Genomic DNA, 18,220 nt, shown 5'->3' with positions numbered 1-18,220 from the left:
GGCTCAGAGCACTCGGAGGTGCCGCTGGTCGCGGGCCGAGAGAGTGACGCCGATCCCCCGGTCGAAGGTCACCACGACGGCGCCGTGGCGCGCCGCCAGATTGACCAGGTGCACATCGGTGACCTGGCGGTGCCCCACGAGTCCTACGAGATCCACATTCGGTTCGAGCAGGGACGAGTCGTCGCGGAGGAACTGCCAATCGGGATGTCTCCGGATGCTCGACAATGAACGGAGTGCCACGGAGCCGGTGAGCTGGGTGCCCGTGATCCGTGGGTTCATCGCCAGTCGCAGAAGTCCGGATTCGGTGATCGGGGTGGTGGCGAACCCCGTGGTCCCCCGGAGCCACTCCACTGCCTGCTCATGATGCGTGTGCCCAGGGTGAACCAGCGCGACGAGGACATTCACGTCCGGGAGATCGAGCGCCTCAGTCATCATCGAGGGCGTCGTCGACATCGGCGGTGGTGATCGTGTGCTGGGGGTCGACAGGGAGCATGACAATGCCCGCCATCACCGGGGCGGGAGCCTCACGACGTTCCGCATCCAGCCCGGAGAGCCCGAGCTTGGAGACCGCTGCACCGAGAGACGTGCCGTCGCGTCGAGCGCGGGCACGGGCCGCCGCCAGCAGGCGGTCGTCGAGGTCGAGAGTGGTTCGCATGAGCACCAGCATAGAAGGGCATCACGCATCACGCATCGGGTGATCGGCCGTGCACGATGTCGCCGAACGGATCCGTGACCTCACGGACGGCGGCGTGCAGGTGGCGCTCGACGCCCTGGGATCGGCGGCCACCGCCCGGGCCGGGATCGAGTCGCTGCGTCCCCGGGGCCGCCATGTGCAGGTGGGACTGCTGCTGGGGGAGGATGCCGAGCCGTCGCTGCCCATGGGCCGGGTGATCGCGCAGGAGCTGCAGATCCGGGGCAGCCACGGGCTGGCCGCCACCGAGTACGCCGAGATGCTCGCTGAGATCGCTCGCGGCACCTTGGACCTGAGCCGCACCGTGGGCCGGGTGATCGGGATTGCAGACCTGCCGAGCGCGATGGTGGCGATGGGATCTCCGCCCACCGCGGCCGGGATGACGGTGGCGCGCCTGGTGAGAGGCGCGCGGTTCACTCGGGCGGGGTGATCGGCTTCTCGTAGGTCGCCGAGACCTGGTGCACCGTGAAGCCGAGCGACTCGTAGAGCCGGCCCGCCCCGGTGAGCGACTCGGAGTCCACCTCCAGTTCGGCCCGCTGGTAGCCGGCATCGGCAGCGGCCCGCAGGGAACGGGCGATCACCGCGCGGGCGATGCCCCGCCCGCGCGCCTCCGGCCGGGTCCCCACCAGGACCAGGTGCAGCACCGAGGGCTTGTGCTCCGAGGCCACCGCGTACCCCAGCACGGTGCCTTCCGGATCCACCGCCACCGCGGACTGCGCCGTCCGCGCCGTGTGGGCACTCCACCAGACCGCCCACTGCTCGAACGACGGGGCGGTGGAGCCCCAGTGGTCGGCGAAGGCCGCGACATGCGCCAGTCGCGTCGGCTCCCGGTGCTGCGGGCCCGGTGCGATGATCTCGACCCCGTCGACCTCGACCTCGGGCAGCGGGGTCCCGGTGAGGTCGAAGGCCATCTCGGACCACGAGCGGGCCCGTCGGTACCCGCGCCGCTCCAGGAGGGCACGGGCGTCCCGTCGGCCCCCTGGGCTGTACGGGTCCTGGCCGGCCGGGGCATCGATGCCCCCGAAGGCGCGGAAGTGCGCAGGGCGACCGGGATGGCGCTCGGTCGCGAGCTGGGCGCCCCGCCGTTCTGTGAGCTCCAGGATCCGGGTGCCGATGCCGCCCCGGCGATGCTCGGGGGCGACCCCGCCGCTGACCCCCGTGCGCACGCGCCCATCACGGTCGGTGCTGATGGAGACGCTCACGGCGCCGTACGCCACGAGCTCGTCACCATCACGCACGGCGACGGTGTCGGCCTGCAGATCCAGCCCCGGCATCGTGAGCCATTCACGCATGCTGGGCTCGTCGGCCACCTGCTCGTCGCCGTCATGGATGTGGATCCGGTTCGCCAGCGCGGCGAGCGCCCCGGCATCCTCCGGGCGCAGCGAGGTCCAGGTCAGGGGGGAAGAGGTGCTCACCCCAGGATGGTACGCGGATCCGATGCCGCACGATCGATCCGGATCCGATGCCGCACGATCGATCCGGATCCGATGCCAGATCGATCCGTCGGGGCGCCCGCGCCCCGGGGCGACTGCGCGTCGCAGCGAGGCTGTCTGCCTGTGGAACCATGGCCACCATGACGATCACCGCTGCGGCCGACGGCTCCGCCCTCGGCAACCCCGGCCCGGCCGGCTGGGCCTGGTACATCGACGAGGACACGTGGCGGGCGGGCGGCTGGCCCCATGGCACCAACAACATGGGGGAGCTGAAGGCCGTGCTGGACCTGCTGGAGTCCACCGCGGAGGACGCCGATCAGCACCTGGTCATCCTGTGCGACAGCCAGTACGTCATCAACTCAGTCACGAAGTGGATGCCGGGCTGGAAGCGCAAGGGGTGGCGCAAGAAGGACGGCAAGCCAGTGATGAACGTCGAGCTGCTGCAGGCGATCGACCGTGCGCTCGCCGGCCGCAGCGTCGAGTTCGAATGGGTCAAGGGCCATTCCGGCCACGCCATGAACGAGGCCGCCGACAAGCGCGCCAACGCCGCCGCCACCGCCTACTCGAGGAACCAGGACCCGCAGATCGGGCCCGGCTACCGCGGAGCACCGCCGTCGGCCACCGCTGCGGGATCCGCGGCCCCGGAAAGCCCTGCCGGTTCCGCACGCCCAGCTGTCGCTCCCGAGGCCTCCGCATCCCCTGAGCGTTCCGGTCGCGATGGCTCTGCCGGTTCCGCGCGCAGGGCTCGCCCCACCCCGGTGGCTCCGGCCGACGACGATGACCTCTTCAGCCTCTTCGAGGACATCTCCGGGGGCCCGGGCCCCGCCTCCATCACCGCTGTGGATCCCGACGCCACCGCCTTCGAGCAGGTCACCACCCGCGAGCAGGCCCTGCTCACCGACATGGTGCGCTCGGACCCGCCCAGCGCCGCCGAGCTGCTGCACCCCTCCTTCGCGGAGATCGGGGCGAGCGGCCGCACGTACGACCGCGACGACATCCTCGCCGCCCTCGCACCCCTGCAGGGCGTGGAGTCCTCGGACTTCGTGGCCGATGAGCTCGCCCCCGGCGTGGTGCTGCTGCGCTACCGCACCACCGGCCCGCAGGGCAGTGCGGAGCGCAGCTCGATCTGGCTGCGGGAGGGCGATCGCTGGCTGCTGCGCCACCACCAGGGAACCCCGGTCGACGAGAACCGCTGAGCTTTCCTGCCGAGGGGTGCACAGTTGGCGGTGAGGGCGGGCCATTCCGCCAACTGAGCACCCCTCGAGCCCGCCTGCCGCGAACAAGGACCTTGACGCCCGCATCCCCCTACTGTCTATGCTGTCCATAGACAGTAGGTTCACCGATGATCCGGGGGGCAGGATGCACATCCATATCGACCCCTCCGCCTCCGAACCGATCTACGAGCAGATCCGGGTCGGTATCGCTGAGGCGATCGTCGCCGGTGACCTCGAGCCCGGTGAGCCTCTGCCGTCGATCCGTGCACTGGCCCGGGATTTGCGCGTCAGCGTCATCACCACCACCCGCGCCTACAACGAGCTGGTGAGCGACGGTCTGGTGGTCCCCCAACAGGGGCGGGGCGTGTTTGTGCGCGACCACCCCACCGGTGCCCTGCAGGGCCGAGCCCTGGCCAGGATCCGAGAGGCCTTGGACGACGCGGTCCGCACTGCCCGGATCACCGGGATCGACGCACAGGACCTGCACACCATGCTCGACGAGCGCCTCCACTCCGACGCCGGGATGGACCACCGCGCCGCCGCCGGCCCCGCAGCCACTTCCGGTCCCACAGGCACAGCCGGCCATGCAGCGACCTCCGGCCCCACGGCCCGCCAAGACCCCCGTGCAACGGACCAGGAGACCCCATGATCACCGACCTCGCCCCCGCCATCGCCGTGCAGGACCTCTCGGTGCACCTGCCCTCCCAGCGCCGCTTCGGCGGGGCGCCCCACCACGTGCTGCGCGGCATCGACGTCACGGTGCCGTCCGGACAGGTCACCGCACTGGTGGGCAGCAACGGCGCCGGCAAGACCACGCTGCTGCGCACCCTGTCCGGGGCGATCCGCCCCAGCGCCGGGTCCGTGACAGTGCTCGGCGACCCGATCGGGGGGCCGGAGGACGCCCTGCCTGCCGGGGTGGGCGTGGTTCCCGATCAGCCCTTCCAGCCGGACCACTGGTCGGCCGACGACATGGTGCGCATTCTGCGAAAGATGGAGCACCGGGTTGATGCCGCCGGTATCGGCCGCCGGCTGCGCCGCGCCGGCATCGATCCAGGCACGGCGATCAAGAAGCTCTCCGCAGGGCAGCGCACCCGCCTCGTGCTCTCCGTCGTGCTCGGTGCCGCACCCTCCCTGCTGCTGCTCGATGAGCCCTTCGCCCGGTTGGATCCCCTCGCCCGGGAGGACGTCCTGGACGAACTGCGCAGGCACCAGGCCGAGGGGGAGGATCGCGCCATCCTGCTGTCCACCCACGAGCTGGGCAGCCTCGAACGGTTCGTGGACCACGTGGTGCTGCTGCACGAGGGGAAGGTGCTGCTGGAGGGGCCCTTGCTCGACCTCGCCGATCAGCACCTCGTGGCCACCATCCCCATCGACCCCCTGCCGCCGATGCGCCTCCTCCGAGGGCACCGGCGCACGGGCGACGTGCTCGATGCGCTCGTCGCCACGGAGGACGCCGTGTTCCTGCCCGGCAACGCCTGCCTGCGCAGGGCCACCATCCAGGACGTCCTCACCTTCACCCTCCGGGAGGCAGCCCGATGAACCCCCTCGACACCGCCATCACCCCCGCCGCCCGCCGCGAACGCCCCACCGGGCCACTGCGCCGTGCCTTCGCCCTCGAGCACAAGCACCACTACGACCTCCTGGGCCTCTACGGGATCCTCGCCGTGGTCGTCATCCAGCTGAGCTGGTTCGCCGAGATCCACGTGGGCTTCGTCCTGATCCTGCTGGCCGCACGGGCGCCCTGCGACCTCGTGGGCCGGCGCCACGACGACGAGCGCCTGCTGCGCGCCTCCCTCGGCATCTCCCGCGCCGATGCGGTACGGACACGATTCCTCATGGTGCTGTGGTGTCAGGTGCTGCTCATGGCCGGTGCCGCGTGGAGCATCCTGGCTCGCGATTACGGGCCTGACGACCTTCACTGGAGCAGCTTCGCCTCTTCGCCCGGACCCGCAGCTCTCACCCTCCAGGATCATCTGGTGGACATCGGCCTGTGGGTTGCGGCGATCATGTGGGTCCATGCCCTTCTGGGTGGCGAGGCGAACCGCCCCGGGCGCGGCCCGGCAGGGGCACGCGCGATCGCCCTCTTCATCGGGGTCTCCATCATGGAGTGCATGCTGTTGATCGGAGTGTGGTGGCTGGTCCGGCTCCCCTTCGAGAACAGTCCGTCCGGAGGGGACATGACCTCCTTCGCGCAGACCAGCAGCACAGCTCAGCTGATCACCGTGGCCCTGGCCCTCGGCAGCGCGGTGCTGGTGCTCCTGTGGCGGCGACGCAGCTGGATCCGTCACGCCTGACCGGATCCACCCCGCGCGAGTCCGCCCCATGGTCGGATGGCGTACCGCGAATGGAGCCGAACAGCCGCGTCAACGCCGTGAAGCAACCGTTCGCCTCCGCTCGAGCACGCCCTCGCCTGCGTGCACTCGCATCCCCGCCTCGCTGGCCCAGCAGTGACCCTGTGGGACGATGACCGCCATGACCACCCCCGCAGTCGGCCCCGCCTCCGGGCGCCCGGCCGCACGGGGACGGCGCGGCCGGGTGACCTCGTCGTCGATGCGCGGGGCCGCCACGGGGCAACCCGCACCCAGGCCCTCGGCCGCGCGGGGTCCGACCGGTCCCGCGGCCTCCGTGCCGCTCACTCAGCGGGCAGGCGGCCCGGACCTGGCGCGTGGCCTGGCCCTGCTGGGCATCGCCATGGCCAACACCGTCGGCTGGCTTCACGGGACGCAGTGGACGGTGCTGCTCAAGCAGGCCGACGCCACCGTCGCCGACCGCATCGTCGACGTGATCGCCGCGCTCACCGTCGACAACCGCGGGTTCCCCCTGTTCGCCCTGCTGTTCGGGTACGGCATCGGAGTGCTCCACCGCCGCTCACTGGCGCGCGGGGAGCGCTCCCGCACCTTCCTGGTCCGGATGCTGCGCCGCCACCTGGTGCTGCTGGCCCTGGGCCTCGCCCACGGGATCCTGCTGTTCAGCGGGGACATCCTCGCCTCCTACGCGATCATCGGGATGCTGTGCGCCGTGCTGGTCAGCCGTCGCAGCCGCTGGCTGCTGCCGTTGGCCGTGCTCCTCACGGTGCCGCTGCTGGCCCCCTGGGGCTGGGCCGATGCCACCTACGGCTTGATCCCGGCCGACGGATACCCCGATGCGAGTGCGGCCACGTACATCGAAGGCCTCGAGATCCGGGCCGGGGACATGCTCTATGGCGTCGGCACCGCGCTGGTGATGGACCTCGGCCTGCTGGGGCCGATGGCCATCGGCGCCATCGCCGCTCGGATCCACCTGCTCGAACAGGTCACGCCCAACCGGGACCTGCTGCGGCCCATCACCGCAGGGGGCATCGCCGTGGGGCTGGCCGGCGCAGTGCCACTGACCGCGGTGCTGGTGGCAGACCCCCACCACGCGTGGTTCGCCTCGGAGGTGGGCCTCGGCATCCTCGGTGTGCTGCACCAGCTCACCGGAGTGGCCGGCGCGCTCGGTGCGGCCACGGGAGCCGCCCTCGTCGCCGATGCCGTGCGCGGCCCCGCCGATGCTGTACGCGACCCCGCCGATGCTGTGCGCGGCCCCGCCGATGCTGTGCGCGGCCCCGCTGATGCCGTGCGTGGCCACGCCGGCGAGAGCAGCCCCGAGCCGTCCCGTCGCAATCCGGTCGCCGTCGCTGTGCACGCCGTGGAAGCGCTCGGAGCGACGGCCCTGACCGCGTACGTCCTGCAGTCCGTCATCTTCCTGGCCCTGTACCCGCCCTACACGCTGGACCTCGGAGCACGCATCGGCTCGGCCTGGTCAGCGGTGATCGTGCTGGCCGGCTGGCTGGTGATGATCGTGCTCGCCTCCTGGCTGCGACGCGCGGGCAGGCGCGGCCCCCTGGAGTTCGTGCTGCGACGCCTGGCCGGATCCACCTCCCCCCGCGGGTCCGACCCGGGCAGCGCGGATGCTGCGAGCGTGGGCCCTTCGATCGCCGGATCCGCACACTCGGCCCTCGGGAGCCGCACATGACGGTCTACGCCGACACCCCGCTGTGGGGCAGGCACAGCACCCTGTGGGGCCACCTCATCTCCGACACCTCACTGGAGGAGCTGCACCGGGCGGCCGACCGGGCGGGCCTGCACCCGCGTGCCTTCGACCTGGACCACTACGACTGGCCCGCCTCCGCTCACCGCGACCTGGAACGGGCCGGGGCGGTGTTCGTCAACGGCCGCGAGCTCACCCGCATCCTCATCGCCTCCGGGCTGCGCATCCCCCTGGTGGACCGCCCGGCCGCCCGGGCCCGGCGCACCGCCGAGCACGCCGCCCAGCTGGGACTCGATCCGGCACCGCGGGACCTGATCGTGGGTCTGGTGGGCCATGTGGACCCGCTGCCCGACGAGCCCGGTGCCTACCGCCTCACCCGCGACGACCCCGCCGCAGCGCCGCGCATCGAGGCCCGGGACGAGACCGGTCGGGCCGCCGCAGAGGAGTTCCTGCGCCGGGCCGACGCGGCCGCGCGAGCATGCGGAGAGACCGGGTTCGTCGGCCAAGCGATGGACGTGGCTGCGGGCGTCGCTGCGGACTGACGGGTTCCTCGCACCGGTCTGTCAGGGCATCGTGCCCGGCTGTCAGGGGCATCGCGCCAGCTCGACCGGTATCTCGCCTGGAGCGGGCGCTCAGGTGTTCGGGGACGGAACGCTGGGGCTGGTGGGCAGGGTGAGCGCGCGCACCTGGTCCGGCTGCGCATGGTGCTCGGAGTCCACCTGAGCGCTGGGCAGCTCGACCCAGAACGTGCTGCCTCCGCCGGGCGTCTCCCGCACCCCGATCCGCCCCTGATGCTGCTCGACGATGGTCGCGGCGATCGACAGGCCCAGGCCCGCGCCGCCGCCCTGCGTGGCCGAGCGGGACCGCGACTCGTCCGTGCGGTAGAAGCGCTCGAACACCTTCTCCCGCTGCTCCTCGGAGATGCCGGGACCGTGATCGCGCACCTCGATCAGCGTGGTGCCGTGCTCCGTCGGCCCCACTGCCAGCTCCACCGGGGAGCCCTTGGGGGTGTGCCGGTTCGCGTTGCCCACCAGGTTCAGGATCACCTGACGCAGGGAGCTCTCGTGCCCCAGCACCCCGATGGGCACGTGGGGATGCATCGTCATCGGCGTCCCCGACAGGGAGGTCACCATGACACGGCGCCGGGGATCCAATGCCCGCAGGTCCTGAGCGGCGTCGAACAGGGCATCGGCCAGATCCACCGGGGCCACGTCCAGATCCGGCTTCTCGTCGAGCCTGGCCAGACGCAGCAGGCTCTCCACCAGGGAGCCCATGCGGCGGGCCTCGTCCTCGATGCGGCGCATGGCCTGGGCGACGTCCTCGTCGGTGCGCAGGGCACCCATCCGGTACAGCTCGCCGAAACCGCGGATGGCGGCCAGTGGGGTGCGCAGCTCATGGGAGGCATCGCCCACGAAGCGGCGCATCTTCGCCTCGGAGCGGGTTGCCCGCTCCTCCGACTCGGAGCGGGTGGCGAAGGACTGCTCGATGTGCACCAGCATCTCGTTGACCGACAGTGCCAGTGCGTGCACCTCGAGGCTGGTGTCGCTGACCGGGACGCGCCGCGAGAGGTTGCCCGCCGCGATCTGCGAGGCGGTGGCCTCGACGTCCTGCAGCGGCTCCAGGGAGCGATGGGTCATGTACCCACCCAGGCCCATTCCCACCAGCACCACCAGGGTGCCCACCAGCACGATGATCAGCGCCATCTCGTGCATGGTGCGGTCCACGCTCGTCAGGGGAAGCGCCACGTACATGCTGCCCATGTCCGGGCCGGTGCTGAGCACCACCGCCACGCGCCACCGGTTCTCGTTGGAGTCGACCACCGTGAAGGGACGACCGCCGCGGAGCACGATCTCCTCCTCCGTCAGATCGGGGAAGTCGATCGTCACGTCGCCGTCGCCGTGGTGGACGATCACGTTCTCGATGGAGCGGCCGTTGTGGTCGCGGATCTCCACCGCGTACTCCACGGGCGTGTACCCGGCGCTCTGGACGGCGTCGTCATCCCCGGCCAGCTCCAGCTGGGCCAGGGTGAGCATCTCGCTCATACCGGCGCGCAGGTCGTTGTCGACCGACTGGATCAGGGTGCGGTTCAGCAGGAACAGCGAAAGACTGCCGGTGATCGCCGTTCCGGTCACCAGCAGCAGGGAGATCAGCGCGACGATCCGCGTCCACAGCGACACGGGACGCTCGGGGCGCAGGGCGGGCAGCGCCACACCTCAGCCTTCGGCGGCACGCAGCACGTACCCGATGCCGCGCTTGGTGTGGATCATCGGCTCACCCACCACGTCGATCTTGCGGCGCAGGTAGGAGATGTAGGACTCGACGATCCCCACCTCGCCCGACCAGTCGTAGTCCCACACGTGGTCCAGGATCTGGGTCTTGGAGACCACCCTCCCGGCGTTCAGCATCAGGTAGCGCAGCAGCTTGAACTCGGTGGGGGACAGGTCGATCACCACATCGCCTCGGTGCACCTCGTGGGAGTCCTCGTCCAGCCGCAGGTCCCCGACCACCAGAGCGCTCTCCACCGCCGGATCCGCTCCGCCGTGGGTGCGTCGCAGCACTGCGCGGATGCGGGCCACGACCTCCTCCAGGCTGAACGGCTTGGTGACGTAGTCATCGCCGCCGACGGTCAGGCCGGCCACCTTGTCCTTGGTCTCGTCACGAGCGGTGAGGAACAGGATCGGGTACTGCTCGCCGCGGTCGCGCAGGCGCCGGGTCACGGTGAAGCCGTCCATGTCCGGCAGCATCACGTCCAGTACCACAAGATCCGGCTGGTGCTCGGTGGCGGCCTGGATCGCCTCGTTGCCGGTGGCGGCGGTGAACACCTCGAAGCCCGCGAAGCGCAACGACGTGGCCAGCAGGTCACGGATGTTCGGCTCGTCGTCGACGACGAGGAGGCGGGCCTCGTACTCCTGGTGCTCAGTGGTCATGGGTCAACCGTCCTCCGATCAGTTGGGAGTCAGCTGGACGTTCACTGTACGCGGTGCCGGGGGAGCGGCCCAGGGCCGGGGTCGCGGGGTCAGCGCACGGCGCGCTGGATCCTCTCCTGCTGGCGCCGCAGCTTGCGGATGGTCAGGCCCATCTGGATCATCCTCACCGATCCCACCAGCGCCATCACCAGCGCGCCGGCGATCGCAGCCAGCAGCATCGCCACACCCAGCGGCAGGTCGAACTCCGCGTTGAAGTACTGGAAGGTGGCGGTGACGTTGTTCTGGATCACGAAGATCAGCAGCAGGATCAGCACGATCGCGCCCAGGATCAGGGAGAGCCACACCGCCGCGGTCTTGCCGCCGCTGCGCGGCTCCGCGTCGAGAGCAGGATCGTGCGGGTCGCGGGCCGTGGGCGCCTCGCGATGATCGCGGTCGAGATCGCGGTCCGCGTCGCGACGATTGAGCTCGCTACGATCGAGATCACGACGGTCGGCGTCCTGGCGCTCGTCGCGAGGCCGGTCCTCGCTGCGACGGGGCTCGTCCCGGCGGTCGAGGTCCCGGGGGCGGTCATCGGGGTACGTGCCGCGGTCGCTCTCGGGGCCGCGCGTGACCGGACGGTCCAGGTGGTCACGTCCGCGGGGGTCGGATCCGGTGCTCATGCGGTGCTCCTCGGGGAAGAACGGGCGGCCACGCGGCCGAAGCGGTGCGTGCTGGCACCACTGTAGTCACCGGACCCGGCTCGGCCGCCATCGAACAGCCGCGCTCCCTCACCTGTCGGGCGAGGTGATGCGTCACGGCCTCAGGGCCCGTCTGCCTCCGCGAGGTCCTCCGCATCCACGATGCGGTAGGCGTAGCCCTGCTCGGCCAGGAAGCGCTGCCGGTTCGCGGCGAAGTCCTGGTCCTGGGTGTCTCGCACCACCACCGTGTAGAAGTGGGCGGAACGGCCGTCGGCCTTCGGGCGCAGCAGGCGGCCCAGCCGCTGCGCCTCCTCCTGGCGGGAGCCGAACGCTCCGCTGACCTGCACCGCCACGGATGCCTCCGGCAGGTCGATCGAGAAGTTCGCGACCTTGGAGACCACCAGGCGGTCGATCCGACCGGCGCGGAACGCGTCGAACAGCTCCTGTCGCCGCTTGACCGGGGTCCGCCCGGTGATCAGATCGGCGTCCAGTCGCTCGGCGATCTCCTCCAGCTGGTCGAGGTACTGGCCGATCACCAGCAGCGGCTCGCCCTGGTGGCGCCGGGCGATCGCCTCCACCACCGGGAGCTTCGCCGGGTGCGCCGCACCCAGCCGGGCCCGGTCCTCCGGCTCGGCCATGGCGTAGGCCATCCGGTCCGAGGCCGGCATCGCCACCCGCACCTCGGTGCAGTCCGCCGGTGCGATGTACCCCTGCGCCTCGATGTCCTTCCACGGGGCGTCGTACCGCTTCGGACCGATCAGGGAGAACACCTCACCCTCGCGGCCGTCCTCCCGCACCAGGGTCGCAGTCAGGCCCAGGCGCCTGCGGGCCTGCAGATCCGCGGTCATCCGGAACACGGGTGCGGGCAGCAGGTGCACTTCGTCGTACACGATCAGGCCCCAGTCCCTGGCGCTCATCAGCTCCAGGTGGGGGTGGACGCCCTTCCGCTTGGTGGTGAGCACCTGGTAGGTGGCGATGGTGATCGGCCGGATCTCCTTGGTGGCTCCGGAGTACTCGCCGATCTCCTCCTCGGTCAGGCTGGTGCGGCGCAGCAGCTCATCGCGCCACTGCCGTGCCGAGACCGTGGAGGTCACCAGGATCAGGGTGGTGCGCTCCATGGCGGCCATCGCCCCGGCTCCCACCAGGGTCTTGCCGGCGCCGCAGGGCAGCACCACCACGCCGCTGCCGCCGTGGCGGAACCCGTCGATCGCCTCGAGCTGGTAGGGGCGCAGCTCCCAGTCCTCATCGCGCAGGGCGATCGGGTGCGCCTCGCCGTCGACGTACCCGGCCAGGTCCTCCGCCGGCCAGCCCAGCTTCAGCAGCGCCTGCTTCAGCGCACCGCGCTGGGACGGGTGCACCGCTACCCGGTCGGGATCCAGCCTCTCGCCGAGCATGCCCTGAACCCGCTTGGAGCGCAGCACCTCCTCGAGCACGGCGCGGTCCAGGGCGCGCAGCACCAAGGAGTGCTGCGGGTCCGCGAGCAGCTGCAGGCGCCCGTAGCGGTCCATCGTGTCCGCCACGTCGATCAGCAGCGAGTGGGGGACTGTGTAGCGGGAGTTCTCCACCAGCGCCGCCACCACCGACTCCGCGTCGTACCCGGCGGCCCGGGCGTTCCACAGCCCCAGGTCGGTGATGCGGTAGGTGTGCACGTGCTCGGGCGCACGCTCCAGTTCGGCGAAGGGCGCGATCGCGGCCCGCGCCTGGGCCGCCCGCTCATGGGCGACCTCCAGCAGCAGGGACTTGTCGCTCTGGACGATCAGGGGGCCGTCGGTCATCGTGCCAGGCTACGCCGCGGCACGAGCCCGATGCCGGGATGCGGGGCGAGGGGGCTCAGGCCCGGGCGGGATCCGGCAGTTCGCGGCCGTGCAGGCGCTCGAACATGCCTAGCTGGAACAGCACGTAGAACGGGATCGTCACGATGATCGGCAGCACGAACATGCCGGCCGCCGAGCCCACCACGCTCAGGACAAGCCACGCCACGATCGTCGTGCCCAGGTTCGCGCGCACCAGCGCCACGCTCTGCTTGATCGCCTCGACGGGGGAGGCACCGCGGGCGGAGGCCGGGATCGCGAAGAACAGCAGCACCGAGGCGATCAGGCCCGGGATGTAGAACAGCAGTGAACCGATCAGGGTGATCACGCCCACCAGCAGGGCGGTGAGGATGATCCGCATCGGACCGACCATGGCCTGCCCGAGGGTGGGGCGAGCGCCCTCCACGACCACCTCGGCGGCCCGCCCGGCACCGGATTCCCACAGCAGTGCGACCGGGATCAGCGGCAGCATCATCCCGAACAACACCGCGTAGAACACGAGCAGCTCCCGCAGCGGGACCTGCTCGGGATCCGGGGACGGCGAGACCATCCCGGCCAGCACGATCACCGCCACGACGACGGCGGCGATCCCCAGCACGATCAGCACGACCGTGTAGAGAAGACCGGAGACCAGGTACGCCACGGGGTTGCGGACCAGGGCGTTGCCGGCGAACCGCAGAGCGGCACCCAGATCGGAGGCCAGATCCGTTCCGGGCGGCGGCACGACAGTGGCCGGGCCCTGCCCCGCCGGTGCGGGGTGCGCAGTCGCCTGCGGGTGCGAGGCGTCGGCATGGGAGTCGGGCTGGACTGCGGGGTCGGTCTGCGCGGGCCAGGCCTGCGGCTGAGGCGCGGGGGAGGGCGACGGCACATGGGAAGTCATCGCGACGAATCTCCTGGAGGACAGCGGCCAGGCGCGAGCCGGGCCCGGTGGACTGATCGCCATCACGGTAGTGGCCCTTCGTCGGTGCCCGGCACCACCGAGGGTCGATCAGGAGGATGGCTGAAGTCGACCTTTTCTCCCTTCCACGCGTGCCCGACGGTGCGGGGTTGCCGGTCCTTGCCCTCGACCCCGTGCGGAATCGCCCCTCCTCTCTAGAATGGGCAACGGTGATCCGCGCTCCGTGCGCCCCGCCCGCGGGCGTCGGCCCGGATCGACAGCCCCCGACCCGAGGAGTTCCCATGGCATCCTTCGCACCCTCACCCGCCGACGTCGCCGACATCGGTGTGACCGGCATGGCCGTGATGGGCTCGAACCTGGCCCGCAACCTTGCCCGCAACGGCTTCAAGGTCGCCGTCCACAACCGCTCCGTCGGCAAGACCGAGAAGGTCATCGCCGACCACGGATCCGACGGCGAGTTCTACCCCTCGGAGTCGATGGCCGACTTCGTGGCATCCCTGCAGAAGCCCCGCGTGGCGATCATCATGGTCAAGGCCGGCAAGCCCACCGACGCCGTGATCGACGAACTGGCCTCCCTGATGGACGAGGGCGACATCATCGTCGATGCCGGCAACGCCCTGTTCACCGACACCCGCCGCCGCGAGGCCGCCCTGCGCGAGAAGGGCCTGCACTTCGTGGGCTCGGGCGTCTCCGGGGGTGAGGAGGGCGCCCTGAACGGGCCCTCGATCATGCCTGGCGGCACCAAGGAGTCCTACGACCGCCTGGGCCCGATGTTCGAGAAGATCTCCGCGCACGTGGACGGCGAGCCCTGCTGCACCCATGTCGGTGCGGACGGCGCCGGCCACTTCGTAAAGATGGTGCACAACGGCATCGAGTACGCCGACATGCAGGTGATCTCCGAGGCCTACGACATGATGTCCAAGGCCCTGGGCATGAGCGCCTCGCAGATCGGCGAGGTCTTCGCCGAGTGGAACAAGGGGGACCTGGAGTCCTTCCTGATCGAGATCACCGCCGAGGTGCTGGCCCACACCGACGCCGACACCGGCAAGCCCTTCGTGGACGTGATCCTGGACCGCGCCGCCCAGAAGGGCACCGGCGCCTGGACCGTGCAGACCGCCCTGGACCTCGGCGTCCCGGTCACCGGCATCGCCGAGGCCACCTTCGCCCGCTCCGTCTCCGGTTCGGTGCCGCAGCGCGAGGCCGGCCAGGCCGTGCTGCCCGCGCAGGCGGAGGCCCCCGAGATCGCCGATCGCGCCCAGTTCATCGACGACCTGCAGAAGGCGCTGTACGCAGCGAAGCTGGTCTCCTACTCGCAGGGCTTCGACGAGATCGCCAAGGGCGCCGAGGAGTACGGCTGGGACATCACCCTGGGCGACATGGCCCGCATCTGGCGGGGCGGTTGCATCATCCGGGCACGCTTCCTGGACCGCATCACCGAGGCCTACGAGCGCACCCCGGATCTGGCCCTGCTGCTGGCCGACGAGTACTTCACCACCGAGATCACCAAGTGCATCCCGGCCCGGCGCCGCGTGGTGGCCTACGCCGCCACCGCCGGGTACCCGGTTCCCGTGTTCGCCTCGACCCTGTCGTACTACGACGCGGTGCGGGCCGAGCGGTTGCCTGCCGCCCTGGTGCAGGCCCAGCGCGACTACTTCGGTGCCCACACCTACCAGCGTGTGGACGCCGAGGGCACCTACCACGTGGAGTGGTCCGAGGATCGCCGACAGACCCGCCAGGACTCCGACCAGCACGGCGTGACCCACGGCATCGTGGACCGCGAGGCCGGTGAGGACGTGAAGGCCGAGTCCGCCGACGGCGCGGGGCAGACCGAGAGCCAGGGCCCCTCCCGCTGACCCTGCCCGCTCCCCCGTGCCAGAAGGCCCGGACCTGCAGGTCCGGGCCTTCTGGTGCGCCGCCTCTCGAAGGGCGGCCGGAGACGGATCAGTAGGTGCTCACCGAGGCGCTGAAGATGCCCGTGGCCAGAGCGATGATCCAGAACAGGATGTTCAGCACCCAGATGATCGCGAAGGCGATCCAGGCCCACTTGGTGAACTTCCGGGCGGTCTCGGGCTCCGTATCGGCTTTGAGGTAGCCGAGCAGGCCCAGCACGCCGGGGATCACGCCGCCGCAAAGGAAGCCGACGATGGTGGCGATGAGGGCGTTCTTCTTGAGGGATGCGACGTCGAAGCCGCCGGTGGGAGCAGTCATGGGGTTCCCCTTCCAAGCAATCTGTCACCGGCTGCGGTGCGCGAACCGGACACTGGGGACCGGGGGTGAGCACCTCCCGGCCAAGGGGGATCGTACCGCAGGTCACACCCCGCGGCGCGATGGGGACCACTCCCCATTGCCGTGCCGTGGTGCCACGGGCAGCAAGGGGTGCTCCGACTGCGACTCAGCCCAGGGTCACCCGGTGCACCAGCACCGTGAACTCCTCGTCCCGGCCTGCTTCGCGGGCGCGCAGACGCCCGCCCTCCAGGGAGATCGGCTGTGCCTGCTTCACCACCACACCGCCCCTGCCGTCCACGATGCCCAGCGCCAGTGAGGTTCCCTGGGCGATGGCCTCCAGCAGACGGTCGGTGACGCTCAGATCGGCGCCCCCCGCCTCGGCCTCCCGGATGCGGGCCACGGCCTCGGCCGGGGGAAGGCGCAGCTCCGGCCCGTCCACGGTGACCAGGTCCGCCGCCAGGGGACCGCCCGCCAGGGAGTGCGACAGCTGCGCATCGGCCGGGCGTCCGTCGGCCCCCACCGCCTGGGGTGACAGCCCCGCGCGGCGTGCGCACTGCAGGGCGAAACCGGGATCGGACATGGTCACCGCCACCGTGGGGGCCAGGCGGCGCAGGTTCAGCGCTGTCGCCTCCGCGGCGGCCTGCAGCAGGTCCAGCACCTCGGCCTCGGCCTGCAGCACCGTGGCGGCCCGGGAGACCTGCACCCGGCCGTGGCGGCGCTGCTCATCGCGCACCAGGTACTCCACGGCCTGGGGGAGCGGGGCGCGGGAGTGCTCGCGCAGCAGGTCCAGCAGCAGCTCCGGGTCCCCACCCACGCCGAGCGCCCGACGGATCGAGGAGGCGCTGAGGCGCAGCGTCACCGCGCCGCCGCGGGAGACCACCTCCGTCCAATCCAGCAGCGGCATCAGCTGCTCCGAGGGTCGGCCGGGGATCACTACGGTGAGATCGGCGTCCACCAGCACCTCGGAGACCGGCGGTGGCGCCGACACCTCTAGTGCCTCGGTGAGCCGCCGATCGGCCTGCATCACGTCCTCATCCAGGGCCAGCACCAGCTGCCCGCCCAGCACGGTCAACGCACCCGCGTCGACCAGCCCCAGCGCCTCCCCCTCACGCAGCATCGCCGCTGTCTCCTCGGCGATGACGGAGGCGGGGACCAGCGGGAACGCCCACGCCAGGGAGGCCTGCAGGGACTCCGGGGTGGCACTGATGCCGGGGGAGGTGCGCAGGGCGCGCAGCAGGCTGCCGCGGCGGGTGCGCACACCGTCACGCCTCGTCAGATCGGACAGCAGGGGGCGCGCGGTGCCGGAGGAATCCGGGGTTCCCACCACGGCCGCCAGGTGGTGGCCGCGGGCCCATCCCAGGGCCAGCTCGGCCCAGCGGGACTCGGCCGAGCGCTCCCGGTGCGCGTCCCAGTCACGGGTGGGGTGCCACTCCTGCCCGTCGTGGCCGATCAGCCCGACCTGCCAGGCCGTCTGCAGCACGGTCGCGTAGGTGAGCAGATCCGAACCGGCACGCTCGGCCAGCCGGTTCAGATCGCGCTGCGGGATGCCACCGCGCCGCAGCACCCCGGGAGGGTCCTCGTCGAAGCCGCGCACCGTGCCCACCAGGCGCAGTGCCTCGAAGGCCCGCTCCACGGCCTGTGCGGTGCGGCTGCCGGGGATGCGCTCGTGCAGGGGAGGGCCCTGCGGGCCCGGTCTCAGAGCGGTGTGGATGCGCCGCACGCGACCCTTGCGCAGGGCCAGGTGGATGCTGCGGGGCAGGCGCAGGGTGCCGTCCTCCTCACGTCGGACGATCCTCGCCTCGAGCAGCTGGCGCGCCAGGTGGCCGTTGCCCTGCACCGTCGAGGGACCCCAGGCCAGGGTGTCGAGGACGCCGTCGTGCTGCCCCCGGGCAGCCTCGACGATCCGCTCGGCCTCCTGGGGCGTCGGGTCCCCGGCCTCGGGTGCGGCCAGTCCCGCCGGGGTGCGCAGCCCCTCGCGCAGTGGACGGATCAGGTGCAGCTCGTCCTCCCCCCACACCACCGCCAGGGTCTCCAGGCGCTCCACCGCGGTGGAGATGGTGGCCGGGTCGGAGGACACCGCCGCCGCGAGCTCCCGTGGAGAGGCGCCGTCGGGCAGCACGGCCAGCGCCTCCACCAGGTGCAGCTCGGGCAGGGTCAGGGCCGAGAGGGCGCGCCGCGCGGAACCCGCCCCAGCCGCGCGCGCCGCGAGCGGGCCGATGCCCTTGGGCAGGGGCGAGGCGAGATCCGGCCGGGCGACGAGAAGGGCCTCGAGGCGGTCATCGCCGAACCGTCGCAGGGAGTCCGCGAGGGACCGGATCACAGCGGTCATGGTGCG

18 protein-coding genes are annotated in these 18,220 nt (G+C 71.4%); 8 read left to right on the top strand and 10 right to left on the bottom strand.

The window, feature by feature from the left end:
• Positions 1 to 3: 3 nt before the first annotated feature.
• On the bottom strand, positions 4 to 432 hold the full coding sequence (locus IOE58_RS11525; RefSeq protein ID WP_193866525.1) for a TA system VapC family ribonuclease toxin: 429 nt from the start codon (positions 430 to 432) through the stop codon (positions 4 to 6).
• Entirely contained in the window at positions 425 to 655 is a 231-nt protein-coding gene (locus tag IOE58_RS11520; RefSeq protein ID WP_193866524.1) for a hypothetical protein, read from the bottom strand. The genes IOE58_RS11525 and IOE58_RS11520 overlap by 8 nt, the downstream gene beginning before the upstream one ends.
• Positions 656 to 704: 49 nt before the next feature.
• Between IOE58_RS11520 and IOE58_RS11515 the strand changes: the two genes are divergently transcribed.
• Positions 705 to 1,121, top strand: coding sequence for a zinc-binding dehydrogenase (locus IOE58_RS11515; protein WP_259890549.1), 417 nt, complete (start codon positions 705 to 707; stop codon positions 1,119 to 1,121).
• On the opposite strand, the gene IOE58_RS11510 is transcribed toward IOE58_RS11515, so the two are convergent.
• Complete coding sequence (locus tag IOE58_RS11510) at positions 1,105 to 2,106, bottom strand: GNAT family N-acetyltransferase (protein ID WP_259890547.1); 1,002 nt, start codon at positions 2,104 to 2,106, stop codon at positions 1,105 to 1,107. The genes IOE58_RS11515 and IOE58_RS11510 overlap by 17 nt on opposite strands.
• 158 nt (positions 2,107 to 2,264) lie before the next feature.
• On the opposite strand from IOE58_RS11510, the gene IOE58_RS11505 reads away from it, so the two are divergent.
• The 6 genes from IOE58_RS11505 to IOE58_RS11480 all read left to right on the top strand — a co-directional run bounded on the left by IOE58_RS11505 (position 2,265) and on the right by IOE58_RS11480 (position 7,888).
• Positions 2,265 to 3,320 (top strand): ribonuclease HI family protein, encoded by a 1,056-nt coding sequence (locus tag IOE58_RS11505; RefSeq protein ID WP_193866523.1) that lies wholly within the window; start codon positions 2,265 to 2,267, stop codon positions 3,318 to 3,320.
• Positions 3,321 to 3,483: 163 nt separating this feature from the next.
• Positions 3,484 to 3,987 carry a GntR family transcriptional regulator gene (locus IOE58_RS11500; RefSeq protein WP_193866522.1) on the top strand — a complete coding sequence of 168 codons (504 nt, stop codon included), beginning with the start codon at positions 3,484 to 3,486 and terminating at the stop codon, positions 3,985 to 3,987.
• Positions 3,984 to 4,877, top strand: a complete 894-nt coding sequence (locus tag IOE58_RS11495) for an ABC transporter ATP-binding protein (RefSeq protein WP_193866521.1) — start codon at positions 3,984 to 3,986, stop codon at positions 4,875 to 4,877. The genes IOE58_RS11500 and IOE58_RS11495 overlap by 4 nt, the downstream gene beginning before the upstream one ends.
• The gene (locus tag IOE58_RS11490) at positions 4,874 to 5,632 is read left to right on the top strand and encodes a hypothetical protein (RefSeq protein WP_193866520.1); all 759 of its coding nucleotides are present in this window, start codon (positions 4,874 to 4,876) and stop codon (positions 5,630 to 5,632) included. The genes IOE58_RS11495 and IOE58_RS11490 overlap by 4 nt, the downstream gene beginning before the upstream one ends.
• Positions 5,633 to 5,963: 331 nt before the next feature.
• Complete coding sequence (locus IOE58_RS11485; RefSeq protein ID WP_259890546.1) at positions 5,964 to 7,331, top strand: DUF418 domain-containing protein; 1,368 nt, start codon at positions 5,964 to 5,966, stop codon at positions 7,329 to 7,331.
• On the top strand, positions 7,328 to 7,888 hold the full coding sequence (locus tag IOE58_RS11480) for a DUF4031 domain-containing protein (protein WP_193866518.1): 561 nt from the start codon (positions 7,328 to 7,330) through the stop codon (positions 7,886 to 7,888). The genes IOE58_RS11485 and IOE58_RS11480 overlap by 4 nt, the downstream gene beginning before the upstream one ends.
• A gap of 90 nt (positions 7,889 to 7,978) precedes the next feature.
• Here the strand turns inward: IOE58_RS11480 and IOE58_RS11475 are convergent, their stop codons facing one another.
• From IOE58_RS11475 to IOE58_RS11455, 5 genes are all read right to left on the bottom strand, one after another.
• Positions 7,979 to 9,556 (bottom strand): sensor histidine kinase, encoded by a 1,578-nt coding sequence (locus IOE58_RS11475; RefSeq protein WP_193866517.1) that lies wholly within the window; start codon positions 9,554 to 9,556, stop codon positions 7,979 to 7,981.
• A 3-nt stretch (positions 9,557 to 9,559) separates the two neighbouring features.
• Complete coding sequence (locus IOE58_RS11470; RefSeq protein ID WP_193866516.1) at positions 9,560 to 10,273, bottom strand: response regulator transcription factor; 714 nt, start codon at positions 10,271 to 10,273, stop codon at positions 9,560 to 9,562.
• Positions 10,274 to 10,362: 89 nt separating this feature from the next.
• Positions 10,363 to 10,932 (bottom strand): LapA family protein, encoded by a 570-nt coding sequence (locus IOE58_RS11465; RefSeq protein ID WP_193866515.1) that lies wholly within the window; start codon positions 10,930 to 10,932, stop codon positions 10,363 to 10,365.
• A gap of 140 nt (positions 10,933 to 11,072) precedes the next feature.
• Entirely contained in the window at positions 11,073 to 12,725 is a 1,653-nt protein-coding gene (locus tag IOE58_RS11460) for a DNA repair helicase XPB (RefSeq protein ID WP_193866514.1), read from the bottom strand.
• A gap of 55 nt (positions 12,726 to 12,780) precedes the next feature.
• Positions 12,781 to 13,641 carry a DUF7847 domain-containing protein gene (locus tag IOE58_RS11455; protein WP_193866513.1) on the bottom strand — a complete coding sequence of 287 codons (861 nt, stop codon included), beginning with the start codon at positions 13,639 to 13,641 and terminating at the stop codon, positions 12,781 to 12,783.
• 299 nt (positions 13,642 to 13,940) lie between these two features.
• Here IOE58_RS11455 and gndA point away from each other — a divergent pair, with 299 nt between their 5' ends.
• Positions 13,941 to 15,512 (top strand): NADP-dependent phosphogluconate dehydrogenase, encoded by a 1,572-nt coding sequence (gene gndA, locus IOE58_RS11450; RefSeq protein WP_193866512.1) that lies wholly within the window; start codon positions 13,941 to 13,943, stop codon positions 15,510 to 15,512.
• 88 nt (positions 15,513 to 15,600) lie between these two features.
• Here gndA and IOE58_RS11445 read toward each other — a convergent pair whose 3' ends face one another.
• Both IOE58_RS11445 and IOE58_RS11440 read right to left on the bottom strand, forming a co-directional pair.
• Positions 15,601 to 15,867 carry a hypothetical protein gene (locus tag IOE58_RS11445; protein WP_193866511.1) on the bottom strand — a complete coding sequence of 89 codons (267 nt, stop codon included), beginning with the start codon at positions 15,865 to 15,867 and terminating at the stop codon, positions 15,601 to 15,603.
• Positions 15,868 to 16,051: 184 nt separating this feature from the next.
• The gene (locus IOE58_RS11440; RefSeq protein ID WP_193866510.1) at positions 16,052 to 18,214 is read right to left on the bottom strand and encodes a helicase-associated domain-containing protein; all 2,163 of its coding nucleotides are present in this window, start codon (positions 18,212 to 18,214) and stop codon (positions 16,052 to 16,054) included.
• Positions 18,215 to 18,220 lie beyond the last annotated feature (6 nt).

The organism is Brachybacterium epidermidis, assembly GCF_015209585.1.
Lineage (GTDB): Bacteria > Actinomycetota > Actinomycetes > Actinomycetales > Dermabacteraceae > Brachybacterium > Brachybacterium epidermidis.
This window is presented reverse-complemented; position numbering and strand designations above follow the sequence as displayed.

What these genes read in the sequence shown, in the direction of transcription:
- gndA (WP_193866512.1), top strand. Translation starts at nt 13,941, where the DNA reads ATGGCATCCTTCGCACCCTCACCCGCCGACGTCGCCGACATCGGTGTG.
- IOE58_RS11490 (WP_193866520.1), top strand. Translation starts at nt 4,874, where the DNA reads ATGAACCCCCTCGACACCGCCATCACCCCCGCCGCCCGCCGCGAACGC.
- IOE58_RS11525 (WP_193866525.1), bottom strand. Translation starts at nt 432, where the DNA reads ATGACTGAGGCGCTCGATCTCCCGGACGTGAATGTCCTCGTCGCGCTG.
- IOE58_RS11460 (WP_193866514.1), bottom strand. Translation starts at nt 12,725, where the DNA reads ATGACCGACGGCCCCCTGATCGTCCAGAGCGACAAGTCCCTGCTGCTG.
- IOE58_RS11470 (WP_193866516.1), bottom strand. Translation starts at nt 10,273, where the DNA reads ATGACCACTGAGCACCAGGAGTACGAGGCCCGCCTCCTCGTCGTCGAC.
- IOE58_RS11465 (WP_193866515.1), bottom strand. Translation starts at nt 10,932, where the DNA reads ATGAGCACCGGATCCGACCCCCGCGGACGTGACCACCTGGACCGTCCG.
- IOE58_RS11505 (WP_193866523.1), top strand. Translation starts at nt 2,265, where the DNA reads ATGACGATCACCGCTGCGGCCGACGGCTCCGCCCTCGGCAACCCCGGC.
- IOE58_RS11500 (WP_193866522.1), top strand. Translation starts at nt 3,484, where the DNA reads ATGCACATCCATATCGACCCCTCCGCCTCCGAACCGATCTACGAGCAG.
- IOE58_RS11480 (WP_193866518.1), top strand. Translation starts at nt 7,328, where the DNA reads ATGACGGTCTACGCCGACACCCCGCTGTGGGGCAGGCACAGCACCCTG.
- IOE58_RS11440 (WP_193866510.1), bottom strand. Translation starts at nt 18,214, where the DNA reads ATGACCGCTGTGATCCGGTCCCTCGCGGACTCCCTGCGACGGTTCGGC.
- IOE58_RS11495 (WP_193866521.1), top strand. Translation starts at nt 3,984, where the DNA reads ATGATCACCGACCTCGCCCCCGCCATCGCCGTGCAGGACCTCTCGGTG.
- IOE58_RS11520 (WP_193866524.1), bottom strand. Translation starts at nt 655, where the DNA reads ATGCGAACCACTCTCGACCTCGACGACCGCCTGCTGGCGGCGGCCCGT.
- IOE58_RS11445 (WP_193866511.1), bottom strand. Translation starts at nt 15,867, where the DNA reads ATGACTGCTCCCACCGGCGGCTTCGACGTCGCATCCCTCAAGAAGAAC.
- IOE58_RS11455 (WP_193866513.1), bottom strand. Translation starts at nt 13,641, where the DNA reads ATGACTTCCCATGTGCCGTCGCCCTCCCCCGCGCCTCAGCCGCAGGCC.